This is a genomic window from Paenibacillus sp. FSL K6-1558, assembly GCF_038002565.1.
Classification (GTDB): domain Bacteria; phylum Bacillota; class Bacilli; order Paenibacillales; family Paenibacillaceae; genus Paenibacillus; species Paenibacillus polysaccharolyticus.
In genome coordinates, this window is sequence record NZ_JBBOCV010000001.1 from 2,215,423 (window position 1) to 2,231,544 (window position 16,122).

The following is a 16,122-nucleotide window of genomic DNA, read 5'->3' on the forward strand; positions in this document are numbered from 1 at the left end:
CCTTAAAAAGGTAGAACAATCACACTCTAATTAACTCATGCCTGATCGAGTCAGTAACACGTCGCTTATGTTTATTCAGTTGCTTGATTACGGTCACCATTGTAGCACCACTTCGAACGCATTGCAAGCCTTTACAGAAAAAAACGTAATTTTGCTAAAATTTCTGACATGATTTCACTTATTCTCTTCTTCTTTCCGTTGATTCAGCCGTTGCAGATGAATGGTTAAATAACCAACTTCTGCCGGATATACAGGTAGCTTTAAGCGCTTTTCCATCACTTTAGTGAGCTTCCATGCAAGCGAGTACATTTCGGGGTACTCTAATTTGAGCAAGGAATCCAGCTTGTGCAGTTCCTCCACCTTATCTCCGCGGCGCACACGTTCCAGGGCAAACCTAAGGTGAGTTAACAGACGGGAATAATCCAAAGACTGCGTTTCGAAGGAATAGTCGAGCTGGTCTGCAACCAGGTTCACCAGATCCGTAATTAATTGAGAATGCTCTCGTACTTGGGATATGTTCTGGTTCGTCATCGCGCTATAGATATGCAGAGCCACAAAACCAATCTCATCTTGACCGAGATCTACATCCATCTTTTCCTTAATTAAACGAACCGCATATTCGCCCATCCGATATTCATCAGGGTAAATTTCTCTTGTCTCATATAAAAAAGGATTTTGAATGATAATACCCTGCTCTTTGCGTTTCAGCGCAAAAGAGATATGATCTGTTAACGCAATATGAATATGTTCATTAAGCGGAACGTCCGTACGCTCTGCGATATACGTAATGACTTCGTTAATTATCTCGATCAAAGCTTCATCCACCTGCGGAAGAAGTTGCTTGTACTGCTCCTGCTCCTGTTGGTTTTTCAAAATAAACATCTTCTCCACAGCCGTCAGTGGGATGTCATCACTCGGCTTCCGGTTAAAGCCGATGCCCTTGCCGATGACCACAACTTCGCCGTGTTCAGGATGCTGTGCAATAATTACATTATTATTTAGTGCTTTATCTACATGCAGGCTGCTCATTTTTGCACCTCTTTTTTTCACACCATCTTGGATGTGTCTGACACATCTTCAAACCAAATCAAAAAAAACATCCGGAGCGGGCAAACCGCGCCGGACGTCTCGCTTAAAAAGTAACAAAAATTCGCCATAAGGTCAATAGACCAGCCATGTAATTAAGCTGCCATTTCTTACTCTTTACTATCGCTACGCTCTACAATGCTCTCGATAATAGGTGACGTCTGTTTTACTGATTCACTCGATTGCACAGCCACTGGTGTAGCTGTTTTCGATTTGGTCAATCCTTTGATCAGTTGTTCCACGTCGATGCCTGACACACTTTTCAACATCTCAGGTGCAGTAGCCATCAGTTCCGTGACGTAGTTGCTGACACGTGCAGCACCCTCGCCCTTACCTGTATCTACTACCGTCAACTTGTCAATCGAGGAGATTGGCTCAGCGATTTTACCAGCCAGTTCAGGCAACATTTTGACAATGATATCGAGTACCGCAGCTTCGCCAAACTTCTGGAACGCCTCAGCCAATTTTTCTTTGGCTTCCGCTTCGGCAAGACCACGCAGACGAATAACTTCTGCATCGGCTGTACCTTTTGCACGCTCTGCATCCGCAATGGCCTGACCTTCAAGTCGTTTCTGCTCAGCTGTTGCTTTGGCTTGAGTTTCGATGGAGTACTGCACTGCATCAGCTTCACGCATCCGTTTTGCTTTGTCCGCTTCCGCAGCCTGCTCAACAGCATAACGATCTGCTTCCGCTTTTTTCTTCACTTCCGCATCGTATTGTTTCTCACGCACCGTAATCTCTTTTTCCTGCAAGTCAATCTCACGTTCTTTACGTACGAGTTCTACTTTCATCTGCTCTTCTACAACCGTTTGTCTTGCGCGTGCTTCATGGATATGATACGCCTGATCCGCTTCCGCCTTGGCTGTATCCTGATCACGTTTAAAGGCCGCGACCTTCAATTCTTTCTCTTTGGCTGCCTCAGCAATGTTGGTATCACGCAGCAACTCAGCCTTCTGCCCTTGTTCTTCGGCATTTGCCTTCTGAATCCGTGCATCCCGCATCGCTTCCGCTTCGGCAATTTCAGCATCACGTTTCACAGCTGCGATTCTTGGTTTACCGAGTGCATCCAAGTACCCTTGTTTATCACGGACATCCTTAATGGTAAAGGAAACGATCTGCAGCCCCATCTTTTTCAGATCCCGTGCGGCCACGCCTTGAACCTCTTGAGCAAAACGATCTCTGTTCCGATATACCTCTTCCACCGTCATCGTACCGAGAATGGCCCGTAAATGCCCCTCCAGCACTTCCTGGGCTTCTCCCCTCAGCGCGTCAACCGGTTTGCCGATAAATTGCTCAGCAGCCGTTGCAACGTCTTCTACAGCGCTTCCGACCTTGATGATCGCCACCCCGTCAGCAATAACAGGAACACCCTGTTCCGTGTATACTTCAGGCGTGGAGACATCGAGCTTGTGTGAAAGCAACGAAATAAATTCAGATTGCTGGAACACAGGCAGGATGAACGCACCGCCGCCGCGCACGATTTTGATTTTACGTCCTGACTCATCTTCCGAAATATTTTTGCTACCCAAGAATGAACCGGTTACAATCATCGCTTCGTCGGGACCGACCGTTTTGTATCTCGCCCAGAAAGCTAAACCCAGAATCAAAATTACACCAACAACCACAACAGGAATTAACAACACATCCCAATCCAGATTACCCATTCACATCTCTCCCCTTGTCTCGTAAGTATTAAAAATCATTCTGCTACCGTCAGTTCCCCCGCATTATTAGGAAATTTCACTGACCTAGACATCCTTAAGTACATCTTCTTCCCACTCGGATACGCGCAATACTCCGTCCACCACATCAATGACAACCACTCGTGCCCCCGCCGCAATGGGTAGCTGTTCGAAGCTGGACGCTGTCTGAATGGTGTTACCAGATGCAAAACGAATCATGACTTCACCAAATCCGTTTGCCGGTATCGGAATCGTGATTTCACCAATTTTGCCCGCTAACTCCTTCATGGAGAAAGCAATTGAAACGTCACTGTTACGCATCGGCTTGATATATGCGAAAAATACCAGCATGGCTGCAGCAATACCGATCAGCAGGGATAAGATCAGATTCGACATCACACTAAGAGAGCTGTACCGCGTCAGTAGTATGCCTGCTCCACCAAAAGCAGTGATGGATCCCGCCAGTACAACAGGTTTAAAAAAATCAACACCAGGCATTTCGAAAGCACCATCCAGCAAACCGTCAATCAAGTCACCTAGCACCAGACTCACGATGGCAAAAACGGCACCTCCGATGAGACACCCCCAATAGATTGCTTCCATCCCCTCTTCCTCCTCTCCGCTGCAATTTCTCCCAACTGTGCATTCCACATGTAAATAAATACGTACATCCAGGCAAAATGTTTCAAAATCTTCCCTGAGTTGTATTGAGAAGCCGCTAATGGGTATTAGCATCATAATATTCAGGAATGCTCCATTTTTCTCTTCCATGCCAATTCACGGTGTGGAATCATAGAAGTGATTCACAGTAGTCCAGACATGAAAAAACGCAAGCCTCCAACAGGAGACTTGCGTTTATTATCAGTATTCCAATGGATATTAAGCTTACATGCCAAGCTTCTTAATTCACTTACAGCGAAGCTTTGTAGATGGATACCACATCTTCACGTTGCAACTTTTTAAAGTTACCGAACGGCCCAAACAGCATCGCTTTATCCGCCATAACCTCAATCTGACTGTCATCAATATCATAGTCGGCCAGACGGTTTGGTGCACCAATGGATGTCCAGAACTTGCTGAGTGCATCAATACCTTCCTCGGCAATCTGTCTGTCGGATTTACCTTCAGGGTTCACGTCAAACACGTTGATCGCAAGACGTTTGAAACGATCTACCTTCACATCAAGGTTATGTCTCATCCAGTGTGGGAACAGAATTGCAAGTCCACCACCATGCGGGATGTCGTAGACCGCAGATACCGCATGTTCAATATTGTGCGTTGCCCAGTCTCCTGCAAGTCCCATGTTCAACACGCCATTAAGTGCCATTGTTCCGCAATACAGAATCGTCTCACGAAGTTCATAGTTCTCCAGGTCATCCACCAAACGAGGAGCTGCTTCCATTACTGTACGCAGAATCGTCTCGCAGAAGCCGAGTTGAACAGGCGTGTTCGGATCCAGATGGAAATAATGCTCCAATACGTGAGACATCATGTCCACCATACCGTATACCGTTTGATCCTTCGGTACCGTGTATGTATTTACGGGATCAAGAATGGAGAATGCAGGGAATGAATGCGCACTGCCCCATCCGAGTTTCTCTTGTGTTTCTTGGTTTGTGATTACGGAACCGGAGTTCATCTCTGAACCAGTAGCCGCCATGGTAAGCACTGTGCCGAGTGGAAGCGCGTCTTGTGCAACAGCTTTACGCTGTGCAAAGTCCCACATGTCTCCATCATATTTGGCTCCAACGGCAATCGCTTTGGCGCAATCAAGCACACTACCGCCACCAACAGCCAGAATGAGCTCAATACCGTTCGTTTTACACAAGTCCACGCCCTTATGTACAGTGGATAGACGCGGATTCGGCTCCACACCTGCGAGCTCCGTTACTTCTGCTCCGATTTCCTTGAGCAAACCGAGCACTTGCTCATACAGTCCGCTGCGTTTGATGCTTCCACCGCCATATACAAGCAGAACCCGTTTGCCGTATTTCGGCACCTCGGTTTTCAGCGCTTCGAGCTGGCCTTTACCGAAGATTAGACGAGTCGGGTTATAAAATTGAAAAGATCTCATGATCTATAATCGCCTCCAATGGAGTTTAGTTTTTAGTGCAACCTCAATTATAGTACCCCTTTTATAGAAAAACAAATCGATAGCCGCTCACTTTAGTTCAATCCGTTGATCTTCAGATGTGCTTGAAGAAGTTCATTCACGGATGGCAACTCTTCGGATTTCGCCCATGTTGCAGCGTCCCATAACCCTGCCTGATTGAAAGCCCGCGGACAATGGATGAAACATTCCTCGACTTCAACAATGACGGCTGCTCCAATCGTTTTACCACTCCAGTTCATGCTTGCGATGAATTCTTCATCCTTTGTGATCCGAGCTGTTCCATTGATACGCAACACTTCATTTAATCCCGGAATCACAAACAACATGCCCACGCCCGGATCTGACAAGATGTTCAACAAGGAATCGATTCGGCGATTTCCTGGACGTTCCGGGTACACCAGTCTATAAGAATCAAATACACGGACAAAGCCGGGTTCATCCCCACGCGGTGATACATCACATTTTCCATCCTGATCCGAAGTGGACAAGAAGAACAAGGGTGACTTCGTGATAAAATTTTGAACATGCGAATCCACAAACGGGATTACTTTATTGCGCACACGTTCGCTGGATTCTCCAACCATGCTTTTAAGTTCCTTGGCATCTGAAATAAATGGAAGATTAAGCGGCGGCTTTTTCAAATAAATCGTCCCCTTTTCCTTATGTAGTGTGGGTCATTCTAACTGTTCTTCTTTCGTTCCTTACTCTATTATACATCTCGAACCATGCCAAAAAGCACCCGTTCACAATTGAACGGATGCCAAATGGTCTTCCTACTCTGTATAGCCCATGCTACTTACGAAGCGACGGAATGCTTGACGTCCAGCTTCATCATGTTTGTACACACCTGCATGTTCCAGAATTTTGGAGAATTTCAAACCTACCTGCTGTTGTACAAGTGTAACCGCTTCTTCCTTCGTCAAGCTGGAGCCATGCTCCTGCTTCAACTCTTCTGTCCACGGTACATGTTTGTTCAGCTCGTGATCCGCTGCCTGGGCAGCTTCTGCAAGCTGTGTATCACCCGCCAAGATGTCGGCAATGCCATCCAGCTCTTGCTTCAGGCGTCCCGGCAAAATAGCCAGTCCCATGACTTCGATCAAGCCGATATTCTCTTTTTTCAAATGGTGCATTTCACGGTGTGGATGGAAAATCCCTTCCGGATGCTCGTCATTTGTACGGTTGTTACGCAACACGAGATCCATCTCAAAACCGCCATCCGCACTACGGCGAACAATCGGAGTTACCGTATTGTGAGGTACCTTTTCCCCATCGATCTCACTAAAAGCTTCGATCGCTACTGCGGAGTCACTGTAGACTTTCCACGCTTCATAGACCGCGTTACCCGCTTCTAGCAATTCCGCAGGATCATGTGAATGCAGACGCATCACGGACATCGGCCATTTGACAAGGCTAAGTGTCAGCCCTGGTGCATCCGCATGACGGAAGACCGCCTCTGGCTGTGCGTTTTGAATGGCAAACGTATGACGTCCACCCTGGAAGTGGTCATGGGTCAGAATGGAACCGCCCACGATTGGAAGATCGGCGTTAGACCCGATAAAGTAATGCGGATATTCCTGAACAAAGGCAAGCAGTCTGCGCAAGGTATCCTTCGTCAGTTTCATCGGCACATGATCATGATGGAAAATAATGCAGTGCTCGTTGTAGTACACGTACGGCGAGTATTGGAACAACCACGGCTCATTGTTAAGCTGTAGCGGAATGACACGCAGATTCTGGCGGGCCGGGTGATTCACCCGACCAGCATAACCTACATTTTCACGACACAGCTGACATTTCGGATATACCGGAGGTGGAAGCAATTTCGCCATAGCGATTTCCTTTGGACTCTTCTCCGGCTTCGAAAGGTTGATCGTGATCTCCATCTCGCCATAAGCGGTATCCTGCGTCCAATAGACGTTCTTGGATACGCGATCCATTCGGATGTAGTTCGAGTTAATGGATAAGTCATAAAATTGCGATGTTGCCGCCTCGATACCTTCCGTTTTCTCCTTATCACGGAAAGCACGCACAACTTCTGAAGGGCGCGCCATCAGATGACCCATAATTTTCGCATCCAGCAGGTCACGGAAGGTATCGCTATTTTCAGGAATGAGTCCAATCGTATATCCATAGTCAATGAGAGTGTCCAGCATGGTCTGTGGACTATCAGGAACTGTAGCATGCAATTCACCGGCATAAGGCTCCGAGAATCCGAACTGTTCCATCAGCAGGTTGCGACTGTAATCATAGTCCGCTTCCTCGATCAATTTTTTCTGTAAGGCAAATTCGACCAGACGCTCAATGGCATGCAGTGCTTCCTGCTGCTCGGGTGTACGCTCTGTGGCCTCTGCTCCAGGTTGAGTCTGTGACATAAGATGTTCGCCTCCTAGTTTTTTCCGTAGCCTTCAGGGCGTGATTGATGCCAGTTCCATGCGCTTTGAATGACATCTTCGAGATTTGTCCATTTTGGGTTCCAACCCAGAACGGATCTTGCTTTCGCAGAAGATGCCACCAGCACAGCCGGGTCACCTGCACGACGTGGTTCCTGAACAACCGGAATATCCAGGCCTGTTACTTTTTTAGCGGTTTCGATCACTTGTTTTACCGAGAATCCAGTGCCGTTACCCAGGTTGAACACGTTGCTGTTCTCCCCTTTGCGCAAGTAATCCACTGCACGCAGATGCGCATCAGCCAGATCACTAACGTGGATATAGTCGCGGACACATGTGCCATCCTCTGTTGCATAGTCATCTCCGAATACAGCGATATGCGAACGTTGTTTCAGTGCCGTTTGCAATACAAGCGGAATCAAGTGACTTTCCGGCTGGTGATCTTCACCGATTTTGCCACTTTCGTGTGCACCGGCTGCATTGAAGTAACGCAGGGAAACGTATTTGATATCCTGCACTTTGTCGAACCAGGACATCATGCGCTCCATCATCAATTTGGTTTCACCATATACATTCGTAGGCTCCGTACGGTCGCTCTCTTCGATCGGCACTTTCTCAGGCTCACCATAAGTTGCTGCTGTAGATGAGAAGACGATGCGACGTACATTCGCTGCATTCATTGCTTCAAGCAGGCAAAGTGTGCCGAATACGTTATTATCGTAGTATTTAGCCGGTTCTTTCATGCTCTCGCCGACGAGCGAGTTCGCCGCAAAGTGAATGACAGCATCAATTGAATTTTCCGCGAACAGTTTCGTCAAGATTTCCTTGTCACGCAAATCACCTTCATACAACTTACCGCCAAGCAATGCCTCGCGATGTCCTGTTTGCAAGTTATCCAGTACAACGACTTCTTCGCCACGTTCGAGCAATGCCGCCACCGTATGAGATCCAATATATCCTGCTCCACCTGTCACCAAAATTGCCATTTTACTTCGCCTCCTTGAGTTCGTTAACACCTTCGCCTACACCACATACATAGAAATCACCTTTGAGACCGGTGCGTGCTTCATATGCTGCACCCACTTCACTCACAAAACGTTCCACATCATTCTCATGTACCAGAGACACCGTACATCCACCAAAACCTGCACCCGTCATACGTGCACCCAGTGTTCCTGGAATCCGCTGCGCTTCCTCAACCATGACATCCAGCTCGTTGCAGCTAACTTCATACAAATCACGCAACGATTCATGTGAAGCATTCATCAACTGTCCAAACGTCTGCAAGTCATTGTTCTGCAGCGCTTCTACGGATGCAAGTACTCGTGCATTTTCTTCTACAACGTGCTGGGCACGCTGTCTGACTTTCTCATCCTTGAGCTGATCCTGTAAAGTGTCAAACTGCTCTGGCTTTAATTGAGCCAGGTAATTCAGTGCAGGCAGCTGTTCCTTCAAAATGGCAAGTGCCTGCTCGCATTGAGAGCGCCGCTCATTGTAAGCCGAATCAACTAAACCACGGCGTTTGTTTGTGTTACCGATAATCAGTTTGTAAGCACCTGTACGGAAAGGAACCTTCTCGTACTCCAGCGTATCACACATCAGCAGAATCGCATGATCCTTCGCCCCGTTGGCTACAGCAAACTGATCCATGATGCCGCAGTTGACACCAACAAACTCATTCTCTGCTTTCTGGGACAAAAGCGCAAGTTCCACGGTGTCAATGCCGAGTACCCCTTCCATGGATTGAATCGCATACCCGGTGAGAACCTCCAGAGATGCTGATGAGGAAAGTCCTGCGCCATTTGGTATTTCACCGTGGTAGAGGAAATCATACCCTCTCGTCACTTGCACACCTTTGCCTTGCAGCTGTACCATGACGCCTACCGGGTAGTCCGTCCACTCCCCCGTTTTCTCCTGACCAATGGAGGCTCTGTCCAGAGTCCCCTCGTAAGCCATATTGGTAGAAGCCAGCTGTAATGCGTTATCCGTACGTTCACGAATGAGCAAGGTTGTGCCAAACTCAAGCGCGGCCGGGAGCACATAACCACCGTTGTAGTCGATATGTTCACCAATCAGATTCACACGCCCAGGGGCATGGAATACACGGATGTCCGCTCCACTTTCTCCGTACCTCTCAATAAACTTTTGTTGCAAATCAGTTACATTCAAAGCTGATGCACCTCGCCTCTTTGTTGTGGTTTTCTTAATGTTATTATACAAGGAAGTGATCTCTGTTAAAATGAAACCATGTGTGATTCATATGGATAAATGTGACCTTTAATCATATAATGAATCTAACGACTGAAGCTCTAATCAACGGAAAGAAGGATTTCACATGAAAGATTACAAAACAAATCCGGCAGAAACATCCCATAACACAACAGGTTCATCCAGTTCGTCTAGCTCCAGGCCCTCACAGGAAACAGCCGTAAGCAAAAGCGGAGCACTTAGTTATTCGGTTGCCTCCAATCCCACCTATGATAACCGAGGGGCACTTCATGTCCTGTTTGCTGGTGCAAGCCAGACTCTCCCTGGACATGCACTTGGACCGAAGCTATATGATTATTATCTTTTGCATTATGTAGAAAAAGGAGCCGGCACGTTCCGTACGGAGCTGCACACCTACGATCTCGCCGCAGGTGATTGTTTTTTGATCCATCCGGGACAACTGGTAAGCTACCAGTCCCATAACCGCAAGCCGTGGCAATACCGCTGGATTGCCTTTACAGGCAGTGAAGCTGCCGGGCACGTCGAACAGGCCGGGTTTAGGCCCGAGAAATCGGTTTTTCATGCTGGTACAGCCTGTGACATATCCAACTGGTTGTCGGTCATGCAGGACGCTTTTGCCGAGCGAAAAGAAAGCGCCCATTATACATCACTCGGTACACTGTACATGATTTTAGCCGAGGCCCAGACCCATCTCACCGAGGGACAGACATTAACATCAGGAGAATCCTCCATCCGGCGGACGGTAAAACAGATGATTCAATATATGTCCACGCAGTACGCTTACCCTGTATCCATTGAACAAATGTCGGAGAGTCTCGGATATAATCGTGCATATCTCTCGCGTATTTTCAAACAGGAAACCGGACTCACCCCTGTAACCTATTTGTTGAAACTGCGGATCGACAAGTCACGTCAATTGCTTCGGGAACGGCCGGACTTGTCCATTGAACAGGTATCTGCTTCTGTTGGTATGCCTGACGCTCTGTATTTTTCCCGTCAATTCAAACGTTTCCACGGCGAAGCCCCCACTCTCTATCGGGAGAAACTGCTTGCGCGTCCATCACGCTCAAAATAAAAAAAGTGCATCTTGCCTTTATGGCTAAGATGCACTTTTTGTGTATGATTTATTTCTGAACACTACCCTAATATGGGACAGGTTCTAATCTTTGTTTTTATTCGTAGACTCTGGTCTCAAAATGGATTCAATCCGCTCCAGTTCCTCCGTGGAAAACTCCAGCTGACTAAGCGCAGCTACGTTCTCTTCAATCTGAGACGGACGGCTTGCGCCAATTAGCGCAGACGTGACTCTTCCATTGCGCAGTACCCATGCCAGTGCAAACTGGGCAAGACTCTGACCACGGGATGCCGCAATCTGATTCAGAGCACGTACCTTACGAAGTGTTTCGGGAGAGATATTATTTTCATTTAAAAATACAGAAGGACCTTTGGCACGGGAATCTTCTGGAATGCCATTCAAATATTTGTTCGTAAGCACACCTTGCTCCAATGGACAGAACGCAATACTGCCTGCTCCGTATTCGTCCAGCACATCCTGAAGTCCATCTTCAATCCAGCGATCCAGCATGGAATACCTTGGTTGATGAATCAGCAATGGCGTACCTAAGCTTTTCAAGATCTCTGCCGCCTGTCTCGTTTGCTCTGCAGGATAATTGGAGATACCAACATAAAGTGCCTTGCCGGAACGAACCATATGATCAAGTGCCATCATTGTTTCTTCCAGCGGCGTATCTGGATCATAACGGTGTGAATAAAATATATCCACATAATCCAGTCCCATTCGTGTAAGGCTCTGATTCAGGCTGGATATCAAGTATTTGCGAGAACCCCACTCACCATAAGGTCCTGGCCACATATAATATCCGGCTTTGGTGGAGATAATCAGTTCATCCCGGTATGGTTTCAGATCCTGAGCCAACACCTGACCAAACAGTTGCTCTGCTGAACCTGCAGGTGGGCCATAATTGTTAGCCAGATCAAAATGTGTAATGCCGAGATCAAATGCACGTGTAATCATGTTGCGTCCATTCTCTACACTGTTAATTCCACCAAAATTATGCCACAGTCCAAGTGAAATCGCTGGCAACTTGAGGCCGGAACGTCCCACGCGGTTATATTTCATCGTTTCATAGCGTGTTTCAGCAGCTACATAGACCATCATGAATCCCTTCTTTCCACAGGTTCGCGCATCCTGTATCCAAGCCTTAGCCGGAGGATGCAGTAATTCAGTCCATTTTTATAAGGCATAAGTTACTTCACAACCTTGGTTACCCAATAAGCTGATTCACTAACAACCTTAAGTTAACCAATAAGCTGGTCTACACCCTTCATTACCTCGCCAATCGGCTCTGTAATCAACAAGTCTGCCCGATGATCGTAAGCGGTTGGTGTGGCATTGAGCAGAACGGTGTGTTTTCCCTGAAAATACGTAATTAATTGAGCTGCTGGATATACCGTCAACGAAGTCCCACCTACAAGCAATAAATCTGCTGAAGACAGGGCGTCGATGGCATGATACAACGTTGCCTGATCCAGTTCTTCTTCGTACAAAACTACATCTGGCTTGACCACACCTCCGCATGACGAGCAACGAGGTACAACCTCTTTCGATTGCATAATGTCATGCAGCGAATAGAACTGCTTGCAATCCATGCAAGCATTGCGATGAACCGAACCATGAAGCTCCAGCACATGACTGCTGCCTGCCTTTTGATGCAAACCATCGATGTTTTGCGTAATGACAGCGTGAAGTTTACCTTTCTGCTCCAGCCTGGCAAGTAAACGATGACAACCATTCGGTTCCGCATCGGGATGAAGCATTTTCCCCCGGTAAAAGTCATAAAAAATATCAGCGTGCTGATCAAAAAAATGTCGGCTTAACAGTTCCTCTGGAGGATAAGGGGAGTGCTGCTCCGTCTGGTACAGTCCCGCAGCCGAGCGAAAGTCGGGAATCCCGCTTTCCGTTGAAGTTCCGGCTCCTCCGAAAAAAACAATGCGTGAGCTTTCCTGAATCCAGGCAGCCAGTTGCTCTGTTGCGTTCATCCTCTCTCCTCCTTTGATTTCCTTATACATACGAACATAGCGCAGGATCTATAACACAATACCTAACTCATCATAATGACGAATGACGGCGTCCGCATCATGCAAATGCGCACTCTGGTCCGATGGAAGACAGTACCCCAAAGTATATGTTGCTCCTGCATGGCGGCCCATTTGCATATCACCGTTGCTGTCTCCAATGACTACAGCCTCATGAGGCTCAACCGCTAATTCCCGGCAAGCCAGCAGGAATGATTCACCATCGGGTTTGCCGCGCGTTACCCGGTCACAGCCTACAATCGAACTGAAAAAGGAACGGATGCCCATCCAGTCCAGATGTGTCTCAGCCGCTAATGTACTGTCGGAAGTCACCACTGCAAGCTGAATGCCTGCTTCCTTACAACGTTGTAGTAAATCCAGTAATCCAGGCATGGGTTCAGCGGATTTCCGCTCTCTTACAGACTTCATCGCTATACTTGAAAACTGGCGTATCGTTGTAATAGCTTCGTTCCATGGCGTACCCGTAGCATAGAGCTGACCTGCCAGCCAGCCGTTACATTCATCTACAGTTGCAATGGCAAGCGGCCCTTGCACATCGTAGCCGCTGAGATGACCTTCCGAATCGTGAACCGTACCCAGCACATGTTCGAGTTCCACGGTAAAAGAGGCATCACGTTCTCGCATCCATGCTTGCATTTGCACGAGCATACTCTCCGCCCAAGGACCCCATAATTGAAGAAAATCCAGCAAGGTGCCATCTTTGTCAAACAGAATTGCCCTGCAGGGGATCTTCTCTCCCTGCACCTGTAGCAAAGCCACTCACCCTCACCTCCGCTGAAAAATAGACTACTTGATGGTATCTAACCAAGATAACAACGTTTTGACCGTCTGCTTCAACTGATCCTCTTCACTAATTGATGGCTCACCGTCACCCTTCTGATGACCATAGTCACCAAACTGAGCGTGGTTCCCTCCTTCAACGGTGTAATACACGGTATCTGGTGGCAAATACATGCGTCCAGCCTGATACTTGGTCATATTCACAACTCCATCATTCGTGCCGAGAATGGATAAGGCCGGAATATCCAGCTTCTGCACACTTCCTTTTTCATCCGGATAGGACGCCAGGAAAAAAATGCCGTGAAGGGCATCCGGATGTGCCACTACATATCGTGCAGCCATGGAGCCACCTAACGAGTGACCACCCATGACGAACTGCTCTTCAGGGTATGCTGCCAAAATATCATCGGCCAGATCGGGTTTGATTACAGCCAAATTTACCGGCATCTTAGCAATAATGGTATGATGACCAGCTGCAGCGAGCTCATGAGCAAGAGGAGCATAACTTTCTGGTTTAACTAATCCGCCAGGATAGAAAAGTATACTTTTTCCGTTTGCTTTAGGTTTATCCGGCTTAAAATCGATCCAATTCTCCTGCTCACTGACGGTAACCCCGCCGGATGTTTCCATCGCAGCCTGCGCTGCTTCCTGTGGGCCATAAGGCGTGAGCAACTTCCATGCAACATATCCGCAACCAATAACAATGAGCGCCAAAAGTACGAGCAAAAACTTGCCAATGCCCCTCTTCTTGCGCCCCGTATTATAACGATTTCTCAACATCATTCACCTTTCTACACTTCCGCAAATTACCGCGGCTTATGGAAGCGGGAGCCCGCTTGTCGCAGGCTCCCTTCCATCTTGAAACATTATTCAGCCTTGGCTTTGCGATAAGCTTCCATATATTGTTCCGCTTTGCGGCGGACATGACTCAAATCTCCCGTCTTCACAGCTTCCGACGTCAGGTCAGAGCCGATCCCGACAGCTACTGCTCCACCTTTGATCCACTCACCAAGATTGGACAAAGATACACCGCCTGTTGGCATGAAGTTCGCCTGTGGCATAGGGCCTTTCATCGTTTTGATAATGGATGGATCATACAGGTTGCCAGGGAACAGCTTGATAATATCCACGCCAAGCTCCAGTGCACGCTGCACGTCAGCAATGGTCATGACACCCGGCAAGATCGGCACACGATACAAATTACACATCTGAACGGTCTCAGGGTTAAGAGATGGTCCTACGACAAACTCGGCACCTGACATAATCGCAGCTCTCGCCGTTTGCGCCTCAAGCACAGTTCCTGCGCCAATAATCGCGAATTTCTCCGGATCTTGCGTATTCCAATGATACACACGGCTTAATTTTTCGATCGCTTTGAGCGCACCCGGAACGGTCATCGTAATTTCGATAACCTTGATCCCACCCGCGATTGCCTGCTCGGCCATAGCAATGACCTGGTCAGCTGAATCTGCGCGCAGAACCGCCACCACACCATTGTCCGTCATCTTTTGCAACAGTTGAAGCTTCTTCATTTCATTCTCTCCCTTGTTCATGTGGTGGTTGTGTATACAAACTTTACATTTTTAAAGAACGAAGATGAGTCATCCTGATTTTAACGCGACTTAACGCTCAACGTGAGCAACATTATTCAACTTGGCCTCGACCTGTGCCCATGTCGGGAGTGCTTCCCAATCCCCGACGGCCTGAATAACCATTGATCCGTTCAAATTACCAAGTCGGGTCGCTTCCTGCGGAGTGTATCCCTTTAACAGACCAGCTAAAAAACCTGCACAGAATCCGTCTCCAGCTCCGACAGTATCAAGAACTTGATCTGCTTTAAAGTACGGAACTTCCGTTAGGGTACCATCCGCAAGTACGTAGGTCAAATCAGGCCCACCCTTAACAATGCACACGGCATCCATGGCAGCTAAGCGTTCAAGCACCTTCTCATCGCTTTCTTCGTTATATAACAGTTTCATCTCATCCAAACCTGGTAAAAAGTAGTCAGCCTGTTCTGCCAAACGCAGCAACACAGGGCGAGCCTTCTCTGCTGACCATAGCTTGAGGCGCAGATTTGGATCGAAGCTCACTTTCACCCCCGCCTGCTTGGCAATATGTATGGCGGCTTCAACCGTGGAAAGTCCTGAATCGCTGATGGCTGCAGTAATACCTGTGACATGCAAAATCTTGGCCCCGGCAATATATTCCGGATCAAGATCATCCGGTGTCATCGCACTCGCCGCGGATAACTTCCTATAATAATGCACCGAGGCTTTCCCGGAAGCGTTCTCACGAATCATCAGACCTGTAGGTTCATGATCACTTAATTTGGCCCGGGATACATCTACACCTTCGCCGCGAATGGCTTTCAGAATCATGTTACCGATTGGATCGTTACCGAGCCGTCCAAACCAGCCGCTGGTATGTCCAAGGCGTGCTACGCCAATGGCCAGATTGCTTTCGGCACCTCCGAACGTCTTGTCCAGTGTAGCTGCATATTCAAGCCCTCTCGTATCTCTGGCCGTCAGCAACCCCATACTCTCCCCGAATGTAATAATATCAGGGCTTTGAAAGGGACTCGTTGACATATTGCCTTCCTCCTTAATATTGACTACCTCATCTTCTTCTACCATTGTCATCCCGTATGCAACCGTTGTCAATCCCGAAGCATTCTTTTTGTTGTCACATCTTTGAGAAAAGATAACGTTTACTAATGTGAATTAAA

Annotated in this window: 15 protein-coding genes; 1 reads left to right on the forward strand and 14 read right to left on the reverse strand. The window is 47.7% G+C overall.

What is annotated here, in order from left to right:
• Positions 1–174: 174 nt before the first annotated feature.
• From glcT to MHI38_RS09490, 8 genes are all read right to left on the reverse strand, one after another.
• Positions 175–1,029, reverse strand: coding sequence for a glucose PTS transporter transcription antiterminator GlcT (gene glcT, locus MHI38_RS09455; RefSeq protein WP_154887561.1), 855 nt, complete (start codon positions 1,027–1,029; stop codon positions 175–177).
• Between the two features lie 167 nt (positions 1,030–1,196).
• Positions 1,197–2,750: a flotillin family protein gene (locus MHI38_RS09460; RefSeq protein WP_090915488.1), complete on the reverse strand. Its 1,554-nt coding sequence runs from the start codon at positions 2,748–2,750 to the stop codon at positions 1,197–1,199.
• 84 nt (positions 2,751–2,834) lie between these two features.
• Complete coding sequence (locus tag MHI38_RS09465; RefSeq protein WP_145332645.1) at positions 2,835–3,371, reverse strand: protease; 537 nt, start codon at positions 3,369–3,371, stop codon at positions 2,835–2,837.
• Between the two features lie 307 nt (positions 3,372–3,678).
• Positions 3,679–4,842 carry an iron-containing alcohol dehydrogenase gene (locus MHI38_RS09470; protein ID WP_154887559.1) on the reverse strand — a complete coding sequence of 388 codons (1,164 nt, stop codon included), beginning with the start codon at positions 4,840–4,842 and terminating at the stop codon, positions 3,679–3,681.
• 92 nt (positions 4,843–4,934) lie between these two features.
• A complete protein-coding gene (locus tag MHI38_RS09475; RefSeq protein WP_154888541.1) occupies positions 4,935–5,465 on the reverse strand; it encodes an MSMEG_1061 family FMN-dependent PPOX-type flavoprotein in 531 nt (176 codons plus the stop codon).
• A gap of 189 nt (positions 5,466–5,654) precedes the next feature.
• A complete protein-coding gene (locus tag MHI38_RS09480) occupies positions 5,655–7,253 on the reverse strand; it encodes a UDP-glucose--hexose-1-phosphate uridylyltransferase (protein ID WP_154957988.1) in 1,599 nt (532 codons plus the stop codon).
• Between the two features lie 14 nt (positions 7,254–7,267).
• Complete coding sequence (gene galE, locus MHI38_RS09485) at positions 7,268–8,257, reverse strand: UDP-glucose 4-epimerase GalE (protein ID WP_090915498.1); 990 nt, start codon at positions 8,255–8,257, stop codon at positions 7,268–7,270.
• Between the two features lies 1 nt (position 8,258).
• Positions 8,259–9,440, reverse strand: coding sequence for a galactokinase (locus MHI38_RS09490; RefSeq protein ID WP_154887554.1), 1,182 nt, complete (start codon positions 9,438–9,440; stop codon positions 8,259–8,261).
• Positions 9,441–9,606: 166 nt separating this feature from the next.
• Here MHI38_RS09490 and MHI38_RS09495 point away from each other — a divergent pair, with 166 nt between their 5' ends.
• Positions 9,607–10,575, forward strand: coding sequence for an AraC family transcriptional regulator (locus tag MHI38_RS09495; RefSeq protein WP_154887552.1), 969 nt, complete (start codon positions 9,607–9,609; stop codon positions 10,573–10,575).
• 84 nt (positions 10,576–10,659) lie between these two features.
• Here the strand turns inward: MHI38_RS09495 and mgrA are convergent, their stop codons facing one another.
• The 6 genes from mgrA to MHI38_RS09525 form a co-directional block, all read right to left on the reverse strand.
• Entirely contained in the window at positions 10,660–11,676 is a 1,017-nt protein-coding gene (gene mgrA, locus MHI38_RS09500; RefSeq protein WP_154888539.1) for an L-glyceraldehyde 3-phosphate reductase, read from the reverse strand.
• Between the two features lie 143 nt (positions 11,677–11,819).
• On the reverse strand, positions 11,820–12,560 hold the full coding sequence (locus tag MHI38_RS09505; RefSeq protein ID WP_154887550.1) for an NAD-dependent protein deacylase: 741 nt from the start codon (positions 12,558–12,560) through the stop codon (positions 11,820–11,822).
• 48 nt (positions 12,561–12,608) lie between these two features.
• Positions 12,609–13,376: an HAD family hydrolase gene (locus MHI38_RS09510; protein ID WP_154887548.1), complete on the reverse strand. Its 768-nt coding sequence runs from the start codon at positions 13,374–13,376 to the stop codon at positions 12,609–12,611.
• Positions 13,377–13,403: 27 nt separating this feature from the next.
• Positions 13,404–14,177 carry an alpha/beta hydrolase gene (locus MHI38_RS09515; protein WP_261769211.1) on the reverse strand — a complete coding sequence of 258 codons (774 nt, stop codon included), beginning with the start codon at positions 14,175–14,177 and terminating at the stop codon, positions 13,404–13,406.
• Between the two features lie 86 nt (positions 14,178–14,263).
• A complete protein-coding gene (locus MHI38_RS09520; RefSeq protein WP_090915508.1) occupies positions 14,264–14,929 on the reverse strand; it encodes a bifunctional 2-keto-4-hydroxyglutarate aldolase/2-keto-3-deoxy-6-phosphogluconate aldolase in 666 nt (221 codons plus the stop codon).
• A gap of 90 nt (positions 14,930–15,019) precedes the next feature.
• Positions 15,020–15,985: a sugar kinase gene (locus tag MHI38_RS09525; protein ID WP_154887546.1), complete on the reverse strand. Its 966-nt coding sequence runs from the start codon at positions 15,983–15,985 to the stop codon at positions 15,020–15,022.
• Positions 15,986–16,122: the final 137 nt, after the last annotated feature.